We start from the raw sequence: 20,160 nt of genomic DNA on the forward strand, positions 1-20,160 counted from the left end.
CAACCGTTGATAGAAGCCACCCGGTGAGATCGTCTCATCAGCCGTGGAGTTGTAACTGCGTCTGAAGCCAGCGAGTGTTCGGCTCTCGCCTGCGGCGAAGCCGAACACGAGCGCCCACACGAGGACTGGTACCTGTAGCTTGCCCTCTCGCTCGACCACGCCGAGTTCCTCGGCGTGCTCTTCGAGGAACTCGGAAGGAAACAGTGTAGTAAGCCGACGCATGATTCTCGATGAGGAGGCTTCTGTGTGCACAGCGGTTGCCTCCTCATTCCTCTCGAAAAGAAGCCTCGATAAGCCGTCACTGTCACGTGGTTCTCCTCTTAGCTAAAGACGGATAGGTACGTTATTCCCTTACGACCCTCCATTCAACAGGAGATCTAGACTACGGACCCGCTTTTGCGGCGAAGATACTGCCACAGTTAGATGGGATTCCGTTACAAAACGCTCATGCGCTCATCGATGAGCTGCATGGGAAGATCGAAGCAAGCAGTGCTGGAATGTCGAAGTTCTCAAAAGAAGTCCCTAAGCGTACTGCTGAACAGCTTCTGAGCAATGTCTAGCACAAGACCTGACGCGCCTAGTCGGGACGAATTGATCCGTGAAGTCGCGGAGTACTTTGTCGGGTATATTGGTGCTGGAGCATCAATGGAGCCATTCGCAGATGATTTCACACCCAATCTAAAAGTTAGTAGTCTTGAGGAACTTCTGGAGTATTATTTCCTGTTGACTGGAGAAGTGTCTAATCAGACATCCCGTTCGGAGGTAAACCTCTCTGAGAGTATAATTGAGGATACGTACGGTGTCCCAATTGGCGTCCTTGATTTCACATCATTACTGGCCAATCGGATTCGATCACTTGATCCCGAGATTCAGCCTGCGACGGAGATATTCCGGGGGGAAGTACGAGGCAGGATCAATTGGAACCAGACGATCAAGCACCGATACAACACAGGTGATTCGAATTCCCAAGTCTTTGCGTGTCAGGTACAGAAACCATCGTTAGACTCGCCACGGAACCGTGTGCTGGTAGAGCTTCTCACTCAGATCGAGAAAATATTCACGCGGTTTGACAATCGCGTCTCTACTGATGAATCGTTTGAATGGTTTAGACCTTGGCTACGGTCACGAAACCAATCTGAAACTACGACAGGCCGTTACGACGAACCGCATGAACCCACCGAGTCGCCAAACCTACGAGCAGTGATTAAGACTGCGCTGAACCAGAGTCAACTTTCGGCGCTTAATAGAAAATCGGTTGAGGTTTCTGATAAGGAGGTTCGTCAAGTTCAGTTTGACCGGACCCCTCTTTATAGAGAAGCCGCTGAACTACTGGCTCTTCACCGACGTCTCAAACGTGGAAAGTTCGATGAAGATATCGCCCGGTCGTTTCTTGGATCTCAGGTTGTCCATCCACCAAACGACACTGAAATGATATCGACGTTGTTTGAGATGTACTGGATATTCAAGCTGATGGACACGTTCGAACACGCCGAACATAGACTCTTTGAAATGAAGGAGGATGAAGATTTAATCGGTCAGTGGCGCGAGAATGATTCGACGTATCTAATATTCAATGATTGGGACGGAACCTACGATGGTAACGAGTATCTCTCATTCGATCTCCCCTCGACTGAGAATCTTACAGCGTCAGCTAATTCAGACAATGCGGATGAAGTAGGCAATTCCAATACCCCCGTTGAAAACGACGTCCACCACCGTTTAGGGTTTGTGTTGGCTAACAAATATCTAATTGAGCGGCAAGTACTCGGTCACAATCCTACGCAAAAAACGCCAGATATCGTGCTTCTTAGATGTGAGGAGATTGGAGCCAGTCCAGTGATCGAGAGTGTGTTCATCGGAGAGGTGAAGCACTCAACCAACGCTCAGACCCTGCGGGAGGGAACTCTACAGTTGTTAGAATACGGTGCCTTCGCGCGAATTGGCGATGATGCAAAATTGTCCGTGGAACATAATGGACCATACTTGGCTTCTGATTCACCGATCATTGACTCACCTAATCTCGAACTTGGATATTTCGTTGGACATAGAAACGCACTCTCAGGAGATGACTTTGCGAATATTCAAGTTCGGGGCTTTGATCAATCACCAACTGAAGTATTACAAAGTTAGGTGGTACTGGTAATGAATGTGAGCGCACCGCTATACTGACCTGTGTTATTATAAGCGGGTGCGCGCTCCTGCCGACTTGGATGGGCGGCGGTCAAAGTGGTTAGGGTAGAGCCAAGAGCGATAACCACGTCTCACAGAAGCGTACAAACTGTTGGAGAGCCAAGCCCCGCGAGCGCGAACTCTTAACATCCCGGCCCGCGACTGCTCAATCTGACCGCCAGTCACCAGCGATGACGCGAGATGCTTAGCTCAGAACGCGAACGGCAGCGGGACGGACCAAGGATAGGTGGAAGCGCAGCCGCGCGACCAGCCGGGAGCGCGGCGAGAACCGCGAAATCGCCACGCGGCAACGCTGGTCGCCCGGACCGCCGAACGGAAGTGAGGCGGCCGGACGCAAGGGTGAGAATCCTGCAGCGCCCATTATGCGGTATAACGCTTAGGATACACAGGACAGCGCCGCCTTCTTTTTAAACAAGGCGGATGTCTTGGCGATCAAGTTCGTTATGTTGCATCACGGGGGTCGCTCCCGTCTGGTGATTCACCAAGAGACAAAACGGATTGTACTGTATTAGTCATTGAGTCGTTGCGCGCGAACAGTCCTCCTGAGAATTCCTTTCACACTGTTGAGTCTGAATCACCAATCAGACCGTGCTTGCGGATTGATCGCCAAGGATTCTGCCAACTCAGAGGAGTGTCCAAATAGTCATACGATATACAGGGCGCATATGGATCAATATGCGGCATCAAATCACTCTGGCTGATCCAACTGTCACTGTCAGACTTACCGTATTCGAATGGGCCACTGCTCTGGTGTAACGCGGGAAACCTGGTATAGTATAATATGCCTGAAACATTTTTACCTGAGCTTTCTACTTCGATATGGCGACGATGTCACAAAACTTCCCTTGGCACGCCAGTGCTGCGATACTGTCGGACAGTCCGCAACCATTCCGCAACTCCGAGGGGGGTGCCCACTGATGGCAGTCTCCCCAGTTGTGTCCGATGTGGCGTTCATACTCGGTCGGACGATGTTTGCCGCCGTCGTCGGGTATCTCGCCCTTGGTAACCTGTTTGATCTTGAATCGTCAATAGGCTACGCCGAGAGCAAGGGCGCCCCGCTGGCCTCTGTCACTGTACCGCTGGGAAGCTTAGGATTGATTGCCGGTGCACTAGCAGTCCTCGTCGGGTTCTATCCTGCTGTCGGCGTGCTGGCTATTGTTGCATTCCTGACCCCGATTACTGTCATCATACACGACTTCTGGACGATGGAGGGCCAGGCCAGACAAAACGAACAGATCCACTTCCTGAAAAATCTCGGGCTAATCGGTACCGCGTTAGTCTTTCTATCGCTCTCGACGAGTGCGTGGCCCCTCGCAATCGGAGTCGGGATGTGATCAGCAATGATCCGCCCAGTTTCAGGACTTATCGGTCGGTGGCTACCAGTTATCTTTCGGCTGATTGCAGTTACGGTTACGGCGTATCCCGCCGTCCGGAAATTCGTTGAATACTCCTATCGGGTTGAACAATTCGCCATATACGGGATTCCCTGGCCGGAAGTGGCGGTTCCGTTGACCGGTGTGATCGAACTCGTTGTCATCGCGTTGATTGCGGTTGGGCTCGCTGTGCGTCTCGGCGCTGCGATGCTCGTTGTCGGCATAATCGTCGTCGCGATCACCGCTGGCTCAAATCCGTTCAGTATCGTTGTGTTAGTCGTATGCGCCGGGATTCTTGCATTAGGCACGGGTCCGTGCTCCTACTGGAACCCGACAGTAGATGATCTGAGAAAATGTACAGTCAAACCGGATACACAGGGACTGATCAAACAGAAAAATCATAATTAGACTCGCTATGTCGAAGCAAAATATGAATCAGCATAACGGAACGCCACCACTCCCACCGAAACGAACAGGGGTTCCGGTAGTCGGTAGTGCAATAGCCTTTGCCCGAGATCCATATGCCTTCTACGCAGATCTTGCGAGCTACGGCGACGTAGTCCGGTTTTCACTCGGGAGTTACGACATAGCAGCCGTTCTTCATCCGGAGGGAATCAAACAGGTGCTGGTCGAGGATTTCGACCAGTTCCGAAAACCCGACGACGCGGGGGGTGTGGAAGTGCTTTCCGACGGATTGCTCCTCAGTGATGGCGACCAATGGCAGCGCCAGCGGACACGCCTCCAGCCCATATTCTATCGGGAGCGTATCGAGACATACGCTGAGACGATGGGTAGCTATGCGGCTGCGGTTGCCGACGAGTGGGCAGCAACTGACGGCAGTGTTGACCTGATGGAAGCGACATCGACGTACACGCTTCGTGTGCTGGGGAAGACGCTGTTCGGTGTCAACACTGACGAGTATCGACACGCGGTCCGAGCAGGTGCCGAAGCGGTTCGGCAACGCAGCAGCGAAAGCCCTGTCTCAGTCGATATCCCCGACTGGCTCCCGACACCTGGGAACCGCCGCTACCGGCGTGGCATCGACCAGCTTGAGGACGTTGTTGACACCCTTCTCGAAGAGCGTGGTGAAGACGCAGGTGGTGACGACCTCCTGTCGTTACTCCTCACAGCGACTGCCGACGGCGAGGGTCCCAGCGAGCGCGAGATTCGCAGTCAACTAATGACGTTTCTGTTCGCTGGCCACGAAACAAGCGCCACGGCGCTGACGTGGGCTCTGTACGAACTGGGTCGGAAACCCGCGGTTGCGCAGCGTCTCACCACCGAAGTCGATGAGGTCGTGGATGGCTCGTATGCGGCGCTCGCAGAACTGCCCGAGCTGGAGTATACAGAACAGGTGTTGCGCGAGACATTGCGTCGGTATCCACCGGCGGCTGCAATCTTTCGGGAGACTGACGAAGCGGTCCGCATCGGTGGCTACCGGCTTCCAGAGGATACGTACGTGGTTCTCCCCCAGTTCCACGTCCATACCGACGACCGCTGGTGGGACATACCACGACAGTTCGATCCGTCACGATGGGACGATATTGCGGAGCCCCCAGGTGACCGCCCGGAATATGCGTATTTCCCCTTCGGTGGTGGCCCTCGTCACTGTATTGGGATGCGGTTTGCTCGTATGGAACTGAAACTGGCGCTTGCAACGATTGCCCGGCGCTATCAGATAACCCACGAGTACGACGACGTGGGCATCGACGTGGGATCGACGGTGAGTCCCGCCGACAGTATCGGTGTCACAGTCGAAAAACGACACTAGCAACGGTATCTGCCCGCATTAAAATGATAATTATTTAATGCCTCTGTTGTGCCAGGGACACGTTTTTCAGCTGCCTGTCAGGAGCAGAACTCAGGTCTCACTAGCCGCTGACCCATCCACGGACTCGGGCATCGAGTCATCGTCGGCCCGACCGAGGCGCCCAGCTGCGGTTTCGCGCTGTCCCGACGCAGGCACCCGCTCCGAGACGTTTCCGAGGCCAAAGGGAGGCATATTGTTGTAGACGGCCTCGTACTCTCCATCCCCGACGAGGAATGTCTCGTGCCAGATCCCGACATCTCCGTCGCTTCCGACTTCTTGATTGTACTCTTGCCAGGCTGGCAAGTGTTCCTGGTCCGGGTCGCGTGCGTACTCGTGTAAGTCCTCGAAGGAACGCCAGTACATGAACAGGATGTGGTTACGAATGCCAAGATTACGCTGGTAGCCCAGCAGTCCGCTGTCGGGGTCTGCTTCGAGTTCCCGCAACATTCGCGGCATCGCCACAAAAACTGGGGCCCACTTGTGGACTTTCCAGAGTTTGTTGATCCGCATCCCGATTCGGAACACCACGAACTCACCCTCAATATCTGCGGTCACGCGTTCGGAGATAATGTCTCCGCTCATCTACGAACCCCCCGTTTTTGCTTGGGTGCGCTCATTGTCACGCCGCCTCAACCACAGTACTCCACTGTACAAGAGAGCGGCCACAATGACGACTGTGAACAACAGCAGCCAGCTGAAGGCGACCGATCCGAGAAGTTGACTCTCGTAGGGTCCGATGACATCGGCTGGCGGTTCGTTCGCGGTTGGGCCGAAGTGTTGCGTGATGACCATCGTGGCCAGCACAAAGAACAGGACCGTCCAGTACCTGACGCCGGCACGGTTTCGCCACCCGAGATATAATCCCAGGCCAACGAATGGATAGGCCAGCAAACTGAACGTGAACGCATTAACAGCAGGGATTAGCGGCCACCCGACGTGGTTACCTCGAATGACATGATCGATATGATGACCGAGACCAAATAGAAACACGAAGAACACGAGGAAGAAGAGTCGGCGTGGAAGTTTTTCACCAGTTAGCTGTGAGTTACGGAGCCAGGTCCGGATGACGTGTCCTTTCCATATGAACAGCCCCGAGAGTGTCAACAGCGGAAACACGATCATCTGGAGGACTAAATCACTGCCCTGGGCCGATCTGAGTGGTGAATAGAGAAACACCCCTAGAGCTATCGCGAGAGCAAGGTGAACTACTCGTTGCACTAAGCGAGATGGCCACCATCCTCGCTGTGTACGATCAGTCATCTTTCGGGTGTTTGTGTCCGCCGCTTCTCCGATTCGGTTAGCTTCCTAGTGAATAATGGTACCTGTGTCATTTCTGAGCATTGACAAGTCTCGAAGACCATTATCTTAAATCTTACTAATACAACAATTATTCTTATAGAGTGTTTGGGGAGTTGTGTTGTATTTATTAAGGAACCGTTATTTCTCACTTGGGCCGGTCTGTAAACAGAAGCGTAAATTCGGATCAGCAATCGTATGTCGAAACCATCAGTGTATCAATCAAGCAGCGTGACGTGGCGATCAGTCGTCTGCCGGATGCGTGGTGGTGTGTTGGGTCTGAGTAGATCTGGCTGTGTCTCGCCAGGTTCCACGACGATACCATGCATAGGCAAGGACTGCACCGGCGAGATTCGTCGCTGCAATCGACAACCAGACGCCGGACGGTCCCACTGAGACGGCGCCAAACTGTGCCACCGGGAGACGGATCAGCCCGTACATAATCAGTACGATGACAGCAGCACTCAGTGTCTTTCCTGCACCCCGGAGGCTCGCGGTGAACACCCGTACCAGGCCGATGAATCCAAACGTAGGCGCCACGTAGCGCAAGAATAGGGCGCCACTCTGGGCGACTTCAGGGTCGGTAGTGAACACACCGATAATGGTTTCAGCACCGATCCAGGCGACGATTCCCACGACTGCGAGGACCCCAAACACGAAGCGAGCAGCGAAGTGCGTCGCCGTCGCTGCCCGGTCGGGTTGGACTGCACCGATGTTCTGTCCGGTCATAGTTTCGATGCCCCTGGCGACTGCGATTGCGGGGAGGTACACGACCGAAAGCACGCGCATCCCGATGCCGTATCCGGCGACCACCGTCGTCGGGAACAGTCCCACAATAACCAAGAGAAGATTGAGTGACAACGTCCGACTGATACCCTCGACAGAGGCGGGAATCGACAGACGTAGTTGCGTAGCGACGCACTCTTTCGTGGGTCGGAGTTGGGAGAGTCTGATACGGATGCCCCGATTTCCTCGGAACATAATCCAGAGTCCGACGGCAAACGCCAGTCCCCGGGAAGCGACCGTTGCAATCGCAGCGCCACGAATCCCCCACTCCGGGAATGGACCCCACCCGAAGATGAGGAACGGGTCAAGAGCGATGTTCAGCCCGACCGACCCCGCAACCACCAGCATCGGTGTGACAGTATTCCCGGCCCCACGCATCAGTGCCATGAACGTGACGAATCCGAACATAAACACCAGCCCGAGTGAGATGAGTCGCATATAGACGGTTGCTAACTCCAGCACCTGCGGGGATGGGCCGATCACTCGGAGGACATCGTCGATAAAGAAGTATCCGAGTCCGCCGAGACCGACTGCGCCGAGTACCGAGAGTGTGACTGTCTGTGAGGCAACCGCCGTCGCCAGTGGTCGGTCACCGGCCCCCAGATGCTGCGCAACGAGGATGCTTCCCGCGGCGGAGATGCCCAGGCCGATTGAGATGTACAACAGCACCATCGGAAACGTGAAACTCGTTGCTGCCAGCGCAGCGGTGTCGTATTGGCCCAGCCAGAACGTATCGACGAGATTGTACGTGGTCTGGAGGAGATTCATAATCACGATTGGGAGGGAGAGATGAAACAGTGGCTGTGCGATACTCCCATTCGTAAGGTCAAGTTCGTCTTCGCTCTTGAACAGCGGGCGCGTGAATTCGCGTGGGTCCATATGTCTCTGGTCTCACGCACACCATATTAATATCAGGATAATTATACTAAATCAGGTATTGCTTGAATGTCCAGGTTTCCTCTTGGAAACCAGATGTGCTCAAAACACAGAAACGAAGAAAAGAATGCTTGAGACGGAAATAAAGAGTTTATTAATAGAGGAGATAGTCTACTATTTTACTTCAGAGTGGTCGATACGCAACATAGATATACTACGCTAAATCTGGTTTATTATAATTATCCTGAAATATAATTGCCACGGCAAGGTAGATTCGAATGTATGACAGCAACCTCAGACACACAAGTGACAGTGACCCAGTTCACGGACCCGATGTGTACGTGGTGCTGGGGTTCGGAACCGATCATCCGCCACCTTCACGTCGCGTACGGGAATCAACTACAAGTCACGTACGTGATGGGCGGTCTCATCGAAGATTTTGAAGAATTCTACGACGCGCGAAACGACATCTCAGAGCCCGATGATGTCGCCCCTCACTGGCTGGAGGCATCCGACATCCACGGGATGCCTGTCGATGTAGATATCTTTGATGTTGATCCAGCACTTTCGACGTATCCAGCCAGCATAGCCTTTGTCGCTGCCCGCCAACAAAATGAAGCCCTCGCTAATCGATACCTGCGGCGTCTCCGTGAAGCGTACGCGACGCAGGTACGCAATATCAACAACCGCGAGGAACAGGTCAAACTGGCACGACGCGTCGGATTGGATATTGGTGAATTCACGACGGCTCTCGACAATGGAAGAGCTCGATCCGAATTCCAGAACGACTTATTGCGGACTCGGGCAGCTGGCGTACGAGCCTTCCCAACGTACCACATCGACGGCCCTGCTGGTGACCGTCAGATTAGCGCGTTCCGGTCGTTCGATGACTTGGTAGACGCACTATCCGCTGTGGCTCCCAGCCTTGAGCAGTCGTCTCCGCCATCCATCGAACGCTTCATTACCGAGTACGGTCCCGTTGCAACCCAGGAAGTCGCCGAAGTATATCAGGTCAGTCGTGACAAAGCACACCAGACGCTTCAGGCGCTCGGTGACGAGGGTATTCTCCGGCGGGAATCCCGTGGGAACGGTGTGTTCTGGGACCGCTCCCAGTAGCGTGCGCGTGCCACGGAGGTGACGAACTCACTACCGGAGTGATAATTCGAGGGTTACTCAAACGATTTTCACCAACTGTTTACATTCATATCATACTATCCAGGTTCAACTCGGGGAAAACACGATTCCAAAGCGCTTTGTAACTCAACGTGGCCCGTTCGAGGTAAATTTCAGTTCACAGAGATAATAAGTGGGTTGCAAACGTCTGTATCTCTGAACCGAGATGACCCGAAATATCCAGGTAGTGGCTGTCTGTGGAAGTTTGGCGTCCGACAGCGTGACTCGTGTCGCGCTTCGGGAAGCGTTGCAGGCAGCACAGACTGCGGGTGCACAGACGACGCTCGTCGATCTCAGGGAGTACGATCTCCCAACATTCGACGCCGACAATCAGGACGCTGGCGACGCCCCAGAATTGCGCGATTATCTTCAACGGGCAGACGCGATCATTCTGGGCACGCCGATGTATCACGGCTCCTTCAGCTCGCCACTGAAAACGGCGCTGGATTACAGCGGCTTCGACGAGTTCGAAAACACAACGGTCGGATTACTCGCTGTCTCCGGGGGGTCGTTCCCGACTCCTGCACTGGATCATCTCCGATCAGTTATGCAAGCATTCGACGCGTGGCCGCTGCCACTCGACGTGGCTATTCCGAACTCACACGAGTATGTTAGTGATGGCTCCTTCGTTAAATCGTCGCTTCGCGACCGGGTGCACAGACTCGGAACCGAAGTCGTCCAGTACGCAGACGTTGCTCAGTACCGTGCCACCGCAACCACCCCCTCGACTCACACGCACGCTGATTAACATCTATGTCAACCGCATCAACCCGTCAGGACGAAGTTCACACAAAAAACGTTGAAGCCTGTCCCGTCGTCCAAGCAGTGGAGACTGTCGGAACGCCGTGGCGTCTGCAAATTCTGTACGCGCTCCGTGAGTCGGAGCTGCGGTTCAACGAACTCAAGCGGGCGACTGGTGGCAGATCGAAGACGGTCTCGGACGCACTTGATGTCCTCACCGACGAGAGCCTGATTGCACGACGGACCGAGGAGGCAGCCCCGATCGCGGTCTACTACCAGCTCACAGAGAAAGGAAAGACGCTTCTCAGTCGACTTGATGAAGTGAGTCAGTGGGCTGTCGAATGGATGGACGACGTGGATGATCCTGACGAGTTTACACAGCGGCTACGATAGGGACAGTATCCGGACCGGCTGTCAGACCCCACTCGCTGTCGATTTTTGTACGGGTTCCTGAAAATTATTAGGATCGGTGTAGAATAGTCGAGGTATGACAGGACCGGGTGACGAGTCCCCGGAAAAAATCGATCCCCAAGAGGCATTTCAATTGTTCAGCCACGAGATGCGACTTGAGATCCTGTTCGCTATCTGGAAGTCGCCCAACTATGCGTTGGCATTTTCAGAGATACAGGATGCGGTCGGTGAGCGCGACTCGGGCAAGTTCACCTACCACCTAGAACAACTCACCGGACAGTTTGTCACAGAGATCGAAGGACAATACGTCCTCCAACTTGCCGGCCACCGTGTCATCGACGCCATCCAAAGCGGTATCTTTCACATGTCCCCAACAGTGTCGCCGGTCAAAGCACCTGGGTCCTGTACGCACTGTGGTACGACACCGACCTTCGAGTACGACGAGCTACTCGCAACTGTCTCCTGTAGTGAGTGCGAGACTAAACTCATCGAATACCCGTTCGAACCCGGTGGTTTTCAGGACCGTTCAGTCGCTGAGGCTGTTAGTGCGTTTGATCGGCGGACGAAATTCTTATGGCGACTTGCCTCAAGCGGTGCCTGTTTCGTCTGTGCGGGCCGTGTGGAGGTCGCCTACACTGAGTCAGCCCCACAAATCGACCACGACGACCGGTATGGAGAGTTCTTTGCCGCCGACCATCCCGCCCTCTTCCATCTCAGCTGCCACAACTGTAGTTTCTATAGCTACATCCCAGTTGGAATCCGACTGCTCGATGATCCAACGGTCGTCGGGTATCTTGCTATGGCCGGGATTGACGTAACGACTGATCATCTCTGGGAACTGCCATTCATTACTGACGCAGAACTCGTGACAGTCCAGAGCCGAGAGCCGTGGGACATTCTCATTGAAGTCCCGACGGAGACTGAGAGTCTCACAGTCCGTCTCGACGACGACGCATCTGTCCACTCTCTCACCGTCTGATAAGTCGCATCAAAAGTACCCCTGTCCAACCACACACCGGGCGCGAACTCCTCCTCAGGGTTCGTCCGCGGGAGTTGGCTTGTCTGCCATTGCGATTGAACGGAGGGGAACTACCTTCATAAGTGTCAGGGGGTATTATATACCAGATTCAGTCAAGGAACTGACCAATATAAACGGGTGGGTAGACACATGACACCGGAACGGTTCATAGCGAATCGGCACCCAGCACAGCAGTTAGGAAACCATCCGACACTGGCTGTGCTGTCCAGACTGTCACAATCACCACCGTACTGAGAGGGTCAAGTATAGTGGACAATACCTGGTTTCATATAGTCTGCCTGAAATATTATAATGGGTAGGTCGTATCCGCAACTGCAATGTCCGAATCAGCCATCGACTCGCGTATCGACAGCAACCACACCACCGGTAGAGGAGTGATGTAACAATGGGGAAGCTTGTTGACGGCGAGTGGGTTGTTGCCCCCGAGCGGGGGCACGACGAACAGGGGTTCGACGCCTGGATCGGTGGGGGAGACGGAGACAGCGACTACGAGTATCCCGCGGAACCGAATCGATACCATCTGTATATCTCTCGGGCGTGTCCGTGGGCGCACCGGACGGCACTTACGCGCCGCCTGAAAGGTCTCGAGGACGTGATTTCGATCGATGTCGTCGATCCAGTCCGTCGGAACGATGGATGGGAATTCACCCCGACAAAAGACAACTGCACACCCGATTCGGTGAACGGCTTCGAATACCTCCGTGAGGTATATACTCAGGCTGACCCGGCCTATACCGGGCGTGTGACTGTACCCGTCCTCTACGACACCGAACGAGACACGATCGTCAACAACGAGTCAGCCGACATCGCTCGTATCTTGGACGACGCCTTCGACGAATACGCCACGCGAGACATCGATCTCTATCCCACACAGAAACAAGAAGAGATCGACGCCATCATCGAGCAAATCCACGACGATATCAACGTCGGTGTGTACAAAGCAGGATTTGCCGACACCCAAGAGGAATACGAGACGGCAGTCCGGCATCTATTCGACGCGCTCGAGCAGTGGGATAGCGTACTCGGGGAACGTCGGTTCCTCGCGGGCGACGAATTGACGCTTGCCGATGTGTTCCTGTTCCCGACACTCTATCGATTCGACGCAGTGTACCACACTCACTTCAAGTGCAATCTCAAGCGCCTGGTTGATTTTGAAAACCTCTGGCCGTATGCTCGTGAAATCTATCAACTTCCGGGCGTCCAGGCGACCTGCAACATAGACCACGTGAAAGCCCACTACTATCGCAGTCACGAGGACATCAACCCGACAGGATTCGTTCCAGTGGGACCGGCAGCTGACTGGTCGGCGCCGCACAATCGAGCGCGTCTTGGCGACTCGACAGCCATCACTCTCGCTGCCGATCAGTAACAGCACAGATACTCTTAGGGCAACACTCGAAATCGTACGCCAGTATGACAGACTCCATAGATTTTTGTTCCGGTGGCAGAAGATACGACCACGGTGGGATCTGCGAACTTCTGGACTCATCTTCGCCCACAGGATCGTGACCAGACGGTTGCGCCGTTATCGGCCCTCAGTTCGTGGTGGCTTCTCGCTGTACTTGCTCCGATTGGACTGACGGTACTGGTCATCGCCAGCGCGTATACACTCACAGGAGGACAAGACCCCGGATTTCCACTGCAATTCCCGCTCTTGATGTATGGGTTCGCCAACCTCGTGGTGCTGGTTGGTCTGTGTGTACAGGTGGGTGAGGAAGTCTGGAAAGCGAGTGCGCTGTTCCGAGACCCATCATCTGCCGAAGTTGCAGCTGGAATGGGTGCAACTGGACTCGGGATTATCATCGGGTGGCCACTCACGACAGTGGTATCAGAGACCGTTGGCGTCGCTCACTATACAGTTCCATCTCTCACAGCAGTTGTCCCGATTGCCGTTCTATTTCTCGGTTCGGTTGCCGTGGCCCCGATCGCCGAAGAGATTCTATACCGCGGAGTGTTTCTCGGGATTGTTCTTGAGCGGGGATATGCACCCGTGGTCCCTAGCGTGGGTTCACTCGTCGTATTTGCGGGGATTCACCTGTTCAAAGCCGGACTGGGAGGCGTCGTGAATGCGTTCCTGCTGGGTGTATTGGTCACCGCACTCCGACTATGGTTCGATAATCTCCTCGGAGTGTGGTCGATGCATACGCTCAACAATGTTTTGGAGTTTCTTGTTGCCATCTCTGTCATTCCATCACTGTATGCGCTGTGAGACGGGCTCTCAACCATCCAGGTTGCTCCGAATTAATTATGCCAGAGCCATTTTCTTCGCTGCTGCATAGAATCTCTGTATCTCGCACGCTGCTACTGATATGTCGTAGAGGGGTCTGCGTTCGACATCGGTACATTGGTCCCCTGAACTGTTGTCGGATGCACACGTCCCTGGGGTGTGGCAAGGAGAGGTTCCCTACCTGCATCATCAGTTACGTCCGGTCGCCGGTCTGCCAACTATGCATCCAGCACGCTACAGGTTTCATCGGTGAGAGCAATATATCGCTCACCTCGATCCTTATTCTTGATAGGAGTGCCCGATTCCGCTCTATGCTGGACTTCAAGTGATTGATCGTCGGGGTTGTAATCACCGACATCAAGTGCAACGACTGGCCCACGACGGAGTGCAGCGCGCCACATCAGGCGGAAACAGACGTGGCGTGCTGACGCGTACTCGTAGGTATTGAGATGGTCGAGTATCTTTTCGGCAGCTTCAGAATCGACCTTGACATCACGGACGTTCTCACCGCTGTCCAAGCTTGGAGATATGACCTTGGTGAACAGGTCTGTGTGAACAGCATCGACTGATTCACACCATCTGATGAAAACACGTAGCGTATCCATCTGAGTTTTCTCGGTTACTGGAGCGATGTCGCCCTCCTCTCGACGCCACAAACGATAGCGGTGGAGATCACGGCCAGTGAGATCATTGAGGTTCGTCACGTCCTCGTTGTCACACCATTGTAGAAAGTGGCCTAAGCGGGATTGGTGTGAATGCAATGTCGCGTCTGCAAATGAATCGGAGTAAAATCAAATCGCCTCGTAGAGGCCTCTATACTCCCGTATTCGGCATATTCAACGTATCAAATAATCCGCCTCAAATTGCGACCAAGGTGAAACTAAACGCACCTCTTCGCAGTCGGTCGATTCTTTCAGCAAATCGGGGTGGTTTCGGTGGATAACCCACCCGAGTTTGGTTACGTCCAGTACTACTGTCGGACCTGCGCGACAGGATGTATCAATCTTCGTTCACAGTCGCGGACTCGCTACCGCGAGTGTTCCACTAAATCTATCGTATAATTGTCGTTTCTTAATTATCGTCATTAGGCATCCTGTATTGTCCAAAATCGTCAACGGTGCCAAGTGGAGGAGCACCACACATAATCCACGTCTGCTCCTCGGTGTCGGTGTCGTTCCGAACACTGCGGATGGCGTCTGGTCCGAGACGAACGACACCGCCTGCGGAGACCTCGTGACGGGTCTCCTCAATTTCTACAACCCCTCCGTCGAGAGCAATATACACTTCTTCTTGCTGTTCGTGGGCGTGTGGAGCTGTCGTCTCCCCTGGCGCAAGCGTTACTGTATTGATTCGCATCTCGGTACAGCCAAGCGATTCGGTAAGTTTTCGATGACGGTTCCCCGACTCGGGGAACTGCTCTTGTGCAATGTCCTCTAATTCAACGACGGAGAAGTCTGCTGTCATATTCACCAATCTAACCGTCCGGATAATAAGTTGACGTGGCTACCACTGGAGGGATTGAGATGCACTCTCTCTGTTGTGACTACCGCCACCCCACCCATCGCGACAATAGCTGTATACAGATTTTAGTAGGCCGCCAGCGGAGCATTCTCCTGTGCATTCCGCCCTCCAGGAGTGCCGCCGATCACTCCACCGACACGCTGGCCAGGATGTGAAGCCGCCCGATTGGTCCTATCGCATTCGTTTCGGGTCCAGAACCAATCCGCAGTTCCGTGCGTCGTTCAGAGACACGTGGCTGTTGTCAGAGATCAAGTGCGTGAGGGAGGCTGGTACTGATGAGCGATGATTCGGGATTCAGTATTAATGGCCCTGAGACTTTAGCAGGGGCATTACTGTATGTTATGATTGGCCTTGCCATCGCCAGTTATGGGGGCTACGATTATGTGCAGCAGACCGAGGCAGTTCGGGATTCAGTACAAGTCAACGCGACTGTCACAGAACTCAGCATTGAGACGGATAGCGGGACATCCTCAAACCCGGGTATCGAGTACGACCCGACCGTTGAATTCGAATATCGGTATAATGGAACGCAATACACTGGGACAAAACTATACCCAGCGGATATTGAGCAGAACTACGAGACACGGTCAGGAGCCGAGTCGGCGATCGAAGGGTACGAACAAGGGGCAGAGACGACCGCGTACGTCGAGCCAGACGAACCGAGTGATGCGTTTTTGAAGAACAAGACATCGAACGCGCCGCTAATAGCCATTGGTATCGGCGGGATATTCGCTCTGTTCGCAGCAGTGTCAGCTGGAAAGAAAATGTAATCCGCTCTGATGTAACCGCTGCTTCTGTTATCTATCTGGCACCGCAGCAGCTAGCACAAACAGATAGACCGCAGGCTCCGAGAGTTATAATAGCACTCAGGAAACTCACGCCGGCCTCAAGAGGTAGCACCCTTTCTAGGCCCGTTCGTAACCGTCCGTCCGACGCTGTAGGCGGCGGTCGTGCCGAAGCAGCAATGAGTCGAGGATGTCTGCCGCAAGTCGCGGAATTCACTTCAAGCAGGGGATGAAAGAATTGGCCGCGACACTCCGCTGTGAATCGATCTAATGAGTGTGTCTGGAGTTGGCAGCACTCCGAGTGAGTAAACGCGAGGACCGAGAGTATGTCACAGTGCGAGAGGTTGTTTTCACTATCGAGTACGAGCGTGGGACCGATCCGTTGATGGATGTCTTCATCGAGTACCCTGATTGTACGCGCGATCGCTGCAGGTGCAAGCGACCAGCGAGGCACGCGATGTTGCACCAGGTCCGATCAGCACGGCTTGCCGGGCCCCCCCTTGGAGATGCCGATCGCGGCGGGCTGGCCGTGTGGTGGCGGCCACGAGGTCGATAAGCCGCAACCCACCTTGTTATGTCGCGCCTACCGCCGCAACCCACGGGATTCCGCACGAGACAGATGCCCACCAGTCCACCGGATCACGACCGACGCGCCACTGTCGGGTCCCGCCACGGGAGGGTTCACGATGACCGTCGGCGCTATCTTCGATGCGATTGAGGAGCTAGCCGCCGGCTCGACACACCTCGTCAAGCGGCGGAAAGTTGACAGCGTCGATAACCACTACATCGGGCTCCCCGAGACCAAGACCGCGACCACGGAGTGACGATGCACACGAGACATATTACAGTTGTCGTAAGACCGGGGCAGGGGTGTGGCTGAAAGATCGGCACGAAGACCGCCACCACGGTCACGCCACACCAGTCGAAACCACCACCACAGACAAATTCGAGCGAGAATAGCGATAAATAGCGCTAATACACTTTATTTCGGTAGTCGTATCGCCGTCTTTTCTCCCGTCGTTCTCCCGTCGAGACGGGTGACAAAGACCTGGGAACCCATCGTACGACAACTGTAAGATCGGAATGTGGCTTCCAACCGTCTCGTCAGAGTAGGGACGCAGCTCGGATCGGGATACAATCGCGGGATCTCCCTCCGCCGTGGCGATCGCCTCCTTCGACACGATGGTACTGTATCCGGATCGTCGCAGCTACGAGAGGGTAATGCGTAGTTCGTATTCGTTCGTGATCCCGAGGAGAATTTGTGGGAGTTCGGACGTGAAGCGGTCCCCGTTGAGTCGGTTGGAAGGCCCAGAGACACTGAACGCACCGATAACCTCGCCGGAGTTGTCCGTCACCGGGGCGCCAACCGCGTTAACACCCTGGATTTGCTCTTCCCTGTTGAAAGCGTAGCCGCGGTCACGGATCGTCGTAAGTTGTTCACGGAGCGTGCTCGCCGAAGTGATCGTGCTCGAAGTCTTCCGTTCTAGGCCCTGATCGATGATTCGAGCAACCTTGTCGTCAGACAAAGATGCAAGAATGGCTTTCCCTCCGGCAGTCGCGTGGAGGGGGATGCGTTTTCCAATCGTTGACTGTGTCCAGACGCTGTGGCTTCCCGCAGAGGTATAGAGATAGATCCCTTGGAGATTTTCTTCGACGATAAATGTTGATCGACAGCCACTTTCCTCGGCGAGCATATCGGCGTACTCTTCGGCACTCGTGTAGACGTTCTTGCGCGTCCGTGCCCGCTCGCCGAGTGTGAGGAACTTCAACGCGAGATAATAGACGCCGTCTTCTTTCACGAGATAGCCCTTCTCAACGAGTGTATTGAGATACCGATGTGCGGTACTCGAACTGACATCCATTGAATCAGCGATATCGGTGGGTTTCCCGCCGTTATTTGAATGTATTAGTTCAAGGATCTCAAATGCCTGTTCAATCGTGGTCAATGTCTCAGGATTTGTGTCATTCATTCCGGTTTGTGGATCTACGGCCGACAGCATAATGCTACCGCATACTAGGATTAATAATCTGAAGAATAATACAGTATAGATATATCTATATTGCCGTATCAACGGATTTCTATCCCGATATTGGGTAGTGTGAAAATCAGTTCGCACATCGAGGTGCATCTCAGCTGTTCGTATTGTGGGACTATTTTGTATATGTCCCGCATAGTGATTATTTCAATCGAGTAAAAAGAGTAAATAACATCGCGGATTACCATATCTCGAGTGTTATTAAGAGCAACTTATTTGTTATTAGGGCGGGTGGGACCTCTTGGCACAATGGAGTACAACGATATTTCACGCCGGGAGATCCTCGCTGCGACTGGGACTGCGATCCCAGTCGGGCTTGCCGGCTGCTCGGACGGATCAGATGCGTCGGGCGATTCAACTGACACCTCCAGTTCAGATTCGGCTGACACAGGTAACACAGCGGCGGATGAATCCGGTTCTTCGGAGGGAGCCACATTCAACGTTGGGCAGGCACTCCAACCCACGCGGTTCGATCCGATTCTCCAGTACTCGAATCCCGATGCGCTAGTCGGTAACCGTGTTTTCAGTAAACTGTACACCTACACTGAGGGGACGGAGACGACGACAGATCTGGCAACCGCAGCGCCTGAAATCACGCGAGAGAACACACGATACGTCGTTCCAATAAAGGAGGACGTTACTTTCCACAACGGCGACCCGCTGACCGCAGAGGACGTGGTGTATTCGTTCCTCGCACCGATTGAGGAAGAAACGCCACTCTCTGGGATTTTCTCAGTCATCGATACCGCCACAGCCGTCGATGACTACACTGTCCAGTTCGATCTGAACTACCCCTTTGCGATGTTCGACGATCTCCTCACGCATCAAATCGTGCCGAAAGCTGTGCGTGAGGATGATCCGGAAGCGTTCAACACCGAACAGCCAATCGGCTCGGGGCCGTTCCAGTTTGTTGACTGGGAAGAGAATTCCTTCGTCGAACTCGAACGGTGGGACGACTACTGGGGTGACACAACGCCGAACGTCTCGGGAGTGCGGTTCGTTCCCATCACGGAATCGACGACTCGGGTGACCGAGCTCGAAACCGGGAGTCAAGATATCATCGAGACCATCCCTCCGAAGTTGTGGTCGACCGTTGAGGGAATGGAGAATGCAGACGTCTCGTCCGTCGAGAGCATCGGCTACTTCTACGTGGCGTTCAATATGAACGAAGGGCCGACCACGGATCTCAAGGTGCGAGAGGCCATCGATTACAGCTTCTCGATGGACGACGCCGTCGAGCGGTTCATCGAACCGTCCGGGCTTCGTCAGTACAGTCCGATGCCAGGCCCGATCAACGAGGATTGGGGATTCCCGGTCGACCAGTGGACGGATATTCCCAACGACAAGGACATCGAGCAAGCCCAGCAGCTCTTCTCTGAGGCCGACGTCCCATCCGATTGGAACTGCAAGATTATCGTTCCGCCGGACGACAACCGTGAGAACATCGGGGTCTCGATCGCGAACGGGATCAAAGAGGCCGGCTACGACGCGAACGTCCAGCGCCTCGACTGGGGGACGATGCTCAGCCAAGCCTACACCGGCAACGCCGACGATTACAACATCTACGTCCTCGGCTGGGTCCGCTACCCCGACCCGGACGACTTTATGTATAATCTGTTCCACATCGACGCGGCCGGCGTCAATCAGGGCGTCTACTACGAGAACGAGGAAGTGATGACACAGATCTCCGAGGCGCGCCGCTCCGTCGACCAGGCAGAGCGGAAGGAACTGTACACGAACGCGATCACGACACTCCTCGAAGACAAAGTCCACCTTCCAGCCTTCAATTACAAGAACGCCTACGGTGTCAGTTCTCGTGTGCAGGACTTCTCCGTGCATCCTGTTTCGCCGATCAACCCTCGACTCGTCACCGACTACAACAACGTCTCCCTGTAA

20 protein-coding genes and 1 pseudogene are annotated in these 20,160 nt (G+C 54.3%); 14 read left to right on the top strand and 7 right to left on the bottom strand.

Features of this window, described 5'->3' with window-relative positions:
* Nucleotides 1-222, bottom strand: a pseudogene (locus tag BLU74_RS12705) (IS4 family transposase); the annotation flags it as partial.
* A 423-nt stretch (nucleotides 223-645) separates the two neighbouring features.
* On the opposite strand from BLU74_RS12705, the gene BLU74_RS18515 reads away from it, so the two are divergent.
* The 4 genes from BLU74_RS18515 (at nucleotide 646) to BLU74_RS12725 (ending at nucleotide 5,334) form a co-directional block, all read left to right on the top strand.
* The gene (locus tag BLU74_RS18515) at nucleotides 646-2,130 is read left to right on the top strand and encodes a hypothetical protein (RefSeq protein ID WP_175454644.1); all 1,485 of its coding nucleotides are present in this window, start codon (nucleotides 646-648) and stop codon (nucleotides 2,128-2,130) included.
* A 977-nt stretch (nucleotides 2,131-3,107) separates the two neighbouring features.
* Nucleotides 3,108-3,524, top strand: coding sequence for a DoxX family protein (locus BLU74_RS12715; RefSeq protein WP_089767862.1), 417 nt, complete (start codon nucleotides 3,108-3,110; stop codon nucleotides 3,522-3,524).
* Between the two features lie 6 nt (nucleotides 3,525-3,530).
* Nucleotides 3,531-3,971, top strand: a complete 441-nt coding sequence (locus BLU74_RS12720; RefSeq protein WP_089767865.1) for a DoxX family protein — start codon at nucleotides 3,531-3,533, stop codon at nucleotides 3,969-3,971.
* 22 nt (nucleotides 3,972-3,993) lie between these two features.
* Nucleotides 3,994-5,334 (top strand): cytochrome P450, encoded by a 1,341-nt coding sequence (locus BLU74_RS12725; RefSeq protein ID WP_175454645.1) that lies wholly within the window; start codon nucleotides 3,994-3,996, stop codon nucleotides 5,332-5,334.
* A 90-nt stretch (nucleotides 5,335-5,424) separates the two neighbouring features.
* Here BLU74_RS12725 and BLU74_RS12730 read toward each other — a convergent pair whose 3' ends face one another.
* The 3 genes from BLU74_RS12730 to BLU74_RS12740 form a co-directional block, all read right to left on the bottom strand.
* Nucleotides 5,425-5,955, bottom strand: coding sequence for a DUF4188 domain-containing protein (locus BLU74_RS12730; RefSeq protein WP_089767869.1), 531 nt, complete (start codon nucleotides 5,953-5,955; stop codon nucleotides 5,425-5,427).
* Nucleotides 5,956-6,591, bottom strand: a complete 636-nt coding sequence (locus BLU74_RS12735) for a hypothetical protein (protein ID WP_139175763.1) — start codon at nucleotides 6,589-6,591, stop codon at nucleotides 5,956-5,958.
* Nucleotides 6,592-6,912: 321 nt separating this feature from the next.
* A complete protein-coding gene (locus tag BLU74_RS12740) occupies nucleotides 6,913-8,334 on the bottom strand; it encodes an MATE family efflux transporter (RefSeq protein ID WP_089767874.1) in 1,422 nt (473 codons plus the stop codon).
* 279 nt (nucleotides 8,335-8,613) lie between these two features.
* Between BLU74_RS12740 and BLU74_RS12745 the strand changes: the two genes are divergently transcribed.
* The 6 genes from BLU74_RS12745 to BLU74_RS12770 all read left to right on the top strand — a co-directional run bounded on the left by BLU74_RS12745 (nucleotide 8,614) and on the right by BLU74_RS12770 (nucleotide 13,904).
* Nucleotides 8,614-9,447 (top strand): DsbA family protein, encoded by an 834-nt coding sequence (locus tag BLU74_RS12745; RefSeq protein ID WP_089767877.1) that lies wholly within the window; start codon nucleotides 8,614-8,616, stop codon nucleotides 9,445-9,447.
* Nucleotides 9,448-9,670: 223 nt separating this feature from the next.
* Complete coding sequence (locus BLU74_RS12750) at nucleotides 9,671-10,252, top strand: NADPH-dependent FMN reductase (protein WP_089767880.1); 582 nt, start codon at nucleotides 9,671-9,673, stop codon at nucleotides 10,250-10,252.
* A gap of 5 nt (nucleotides 10,253-10,257) precedes the next feature.
* Nucleotides 10,258-10,638 carry a winged helix-turn-helix transcriptional regulator gene (locus BLU74_RS12755; protein ID WP_089767883.1) on the top strand — a complete coding sequence of 127 codons (381 nt, stop codon included), beginning with the start codon at nucleotides 10,258-10,260 and terminating at the stop codon, nucleotides 10,636-10,638.
* Nucleotides 10,639-10,732: 94 nt separating this feature from the next.
* Nucleotides 10,733-11,635 (top strand): DUF7351 domain-containing protein, encoded by a 903-nt coding sequence (locus BLU74_RS12760; protein ID WP_089767886.1) that lies wholly within the window; start codon nucleotides 10,733-10,735, stop codon nucleotides 11,633-11,635.
* A 445-nt stretch (nucleotides 11,636-12,080) separates the two neighbouring features.
* On the top strand, nucleotides 12,081-13,064 hold the full coding sequence (locus tag BLU74_RS12765; protein WP_089767888.1) for a glutathione S-transferase family protein: 984 nt from the start codon (nucleotides 12,081-12,083) through the stop codon (nucleotides 13,062-13,064).
* Between the two features lie 72 nt (nucleotides 13,065-13,136).
* Nucleotides 13,137-13,904 carry a CPBP family intramembrane glutamic endopeptidase gene (locus BLU74_RS12770; protein WP_175454646.1) on the top strand — a complete coding sequence of 256 codons (768 nt, stop codon included), beginning with the start codon at nucleotides 13,137-13,139 and terminating at the stop codon, nucleotides 13,902-13,904.
* Nucleotides 13,905-14,140: 236 nt separating this feature from the next.
* Here BLU74_RS12770 and BLU74_RS12775 read toward each other — a convergent pair whose 3' ends face one another.
* On the bottom strand, nucleotides 14,141-14,626 hold the full coding sequence (locus BLU74_RS12775) for a site-specific integrase (RefSeq protein ID WP_175454647.1): 486 nt from the start codon (nucleotides 14,624-14,626) through the stop codon (nucleotides 14,141-14,143).
* Between the two features lie 367 nt (nucleotides 14,627-14,993).
* Complete coding sequence (locus BLU74_RS12780) at nucleotides 14,994-15,386, bottom strand: cupin domain-containing protein (protein WP_089767892.1); 393 nt, start codon at nucleotides 15,384-15,386, stop codon at nucleotides 14,994-14,996.
* Between the two features lie 332 nt (nucleotides 15,387-15,718).
* On the opposite strand from BLU74_RS12780, the gene BLU74_RS12785 reads away from it, so the two are divergent.
* The 3 genes from BLU74_RS12785 to BLU74_RS18995 all read left to right on the top strand — a co-directional run bounded on the left by BLU74_RS12785 (nucleotide 15,719) and on the right by BLU74_RS18995 (nucleotide 17,052).
* Nucleotides 15,719-16,213 (top strand): DUF3592 domain-containing protein, encoded by a 495-nt coding sequence (locus BLU74_RS12785; RefSeq protein WP_089767895.1) that lies wholly within the window; start codon nucleotides 15,719-15,721, stop codon nucleotides 16,211-16,213.
* A gap of 400 nt (nucleotides 16,214-16,613) precedes the next feature.
* Nucleotides 16,614-16,784 (top strand): hypothetical protein, encoded by a 171-nt coding sequence (locus BLU74_RS19685; RefSeq protein ID WP_449271658.1) that lies wholly within the window; start codon nucleotides 16,614-16,616, stop codon nucleotides 16,782-16,784.
* A 130-nt stretch (nucleotides 16,785-16,914) separates the two neighbouring features.
* Nucleotides 16,915-17,052 (top strand): hypothetical protein, encoded by a 138-nt coding sequence (locus BLU74_RS18995; RefSeq protein WP_175454648.1) that lies wholly within the window; start codon nucleotides 16,915-16,917, stop codon nucleotides 17,050-17,052.
* A 384-nt stretch (nucleotides 17,053-17,436) separates the two neighbouring features.
* Here the strand turns inward: BLU74_RS18995 and BLU74_RS12790 are convergent, their stop codons facing one another.
* A complete protein-coding gene (locus tag BLU74_RS12790; protein ID WP_089767897.1) occupies nucleotides 17,437-18,198 on the bottom strand; it encodes an IclR family transcriptional regulator in 762 nt (253 codons plus the stop codon).
* Between the two features lie 315 nt (nucleotides 18,199-18,513).
* On the opposite strand from BLU74_RS12790, the gene BLU74_RS12795 reads away from it, so the two are divergent.
* A complete protein-coding gene (locus BLU74_RS12795; RefSeq protein WP_089767899.1) occupies nucleotides 18,514-20,160 on the top strand; it encodes an ABC transporter substrate-binding protein in 1,647 nt (548 codons plus the stop codon).

Source organism: Halobellus clavatus (genome assembly GCF_900107195.1).
Lineage (GTDB): Archaea > Halobacteriota > Halobacteria > Halobacteriales > Haloferacaceae > Haloquadratum > Haloquadratum clavatum.

Bases quoted from the DNA above. Each gene is read 5' to 3' on its own strand.
- BLU74_RS18515 (WP_175454644.1), top strand. From the start codon at position 646: ATGGAGCCATTCGCAGATGATTTCACACCCAATCTAAAAGTTAGTAGT.
- BLU74_RS12715 (WP_089767862.1), top strand. From the start codon at position 3,108: ATGGCAGTCTCCCCAGTTGTGTCCGATGTGGCGTTCATACTCGGTCGG.
- BLU74_RS12720 (WP_089767865.1), top strand. From the start codon at position 3,531: ATGATCCGCCCAGTTTCAGGACTTATCGGTCGGTGGCTACCAGTTATC.
- BLU74_RS12725 (WP_175454645.1), top strand. From the start codon at position 3,994: ATGAATCAGCATAACGGAACGCCACCACTCCCACCGAAACGAACAGGG.
- BLU74_RS12730 (WP_089767869.1), bottom strand. From the start codon at position 5,955: ATGAGCGGAGACATTATCTCCGAACGCGTGACCGCAGATATTGAGGGT.
- BLU74_RS12740 (WP_089767874.1), bottom strand. From the start codon at position 8,334: ATGGACCCACGCGAATTCACGCGCCCGCTGTTCAAGAGCGAAGACGAA.
- BLU74_RS12745 (WP_089767877.1), top strand. From the start codon at position 8,614: ATGACAGCAACCTCAGACACACAAGTGACAGTGACCCAGTTCACGGAC.
- BLU74_RS12750 (WP_089767880.1), top strand. From the start codon at position 9,671: ATGACCCGAAATATCCAGGTAGTGGCTGTCTGTGGAAGTTTGGCGTCC.
- BLU74_RS12755 (WP_089767883.1), top strand. From the start codon at position 10,258: ATGTCAACCGCATCAACCCGTCAGGACGAAGTTCACACAAAAAACGTT.
- BLU74_RS12760 (WP_089767886.1), top strand. From the start codon at position 10,733: ATGACAGGACCGGGTGACGAGTCCCCGGAAAAAATCGATCCCCAAGAG.
- BLU74_RS12765 (WP_089767888.1), top strand. From the start codon at position 12,081: ATGGGGAAGCTTGTTGACGGCGAGTGGGTTGTTGCCCCCGAGCGGGGG.
- BLU74_RS12780 (WP_089767892.1), bottom strand. From the start codon at position 15,386: ATGACAGCAGACTTCTCCGTCGTTGAATTAGAGGACATTGCACAAGAG.
- BLU74_RS12785 (WP_089767895.1), top strand. From the start codon at position 15,719: ATGAGCGATGATTCGGGATTCAGTATTAATGGCCCTGAGACTTTAGCA.
- BLU74_RS19685 (WP_449271658.1), top strand. From the start codon at position 16,614: ATGGATGTCTTCATCGAGTACCCTGATTGTACGCGCGATCGCTGCAGG.
- BLU74_RS18995 (WP_175454648.1), top strand. From the start codon at position 16,915: ATGACCGTCGGCGCTATCTTCGATGCGATTGAGGAGCTAGCCGCCGGC.
- BLU74_RS12790 (WP_089767897.1), bottom strand. From the start codon at position 18,198: ATGAATGACACAAATCCTGAGACATTGACCACGATTGAACAGGCATTT.
- BLU74_RS12795 (WP_089767899.1), top strand. From the start codon at position 18,514: ATGGAGTACAACGATATTTCACGCCGGGAGATCCTCGCTGCGACTGGG.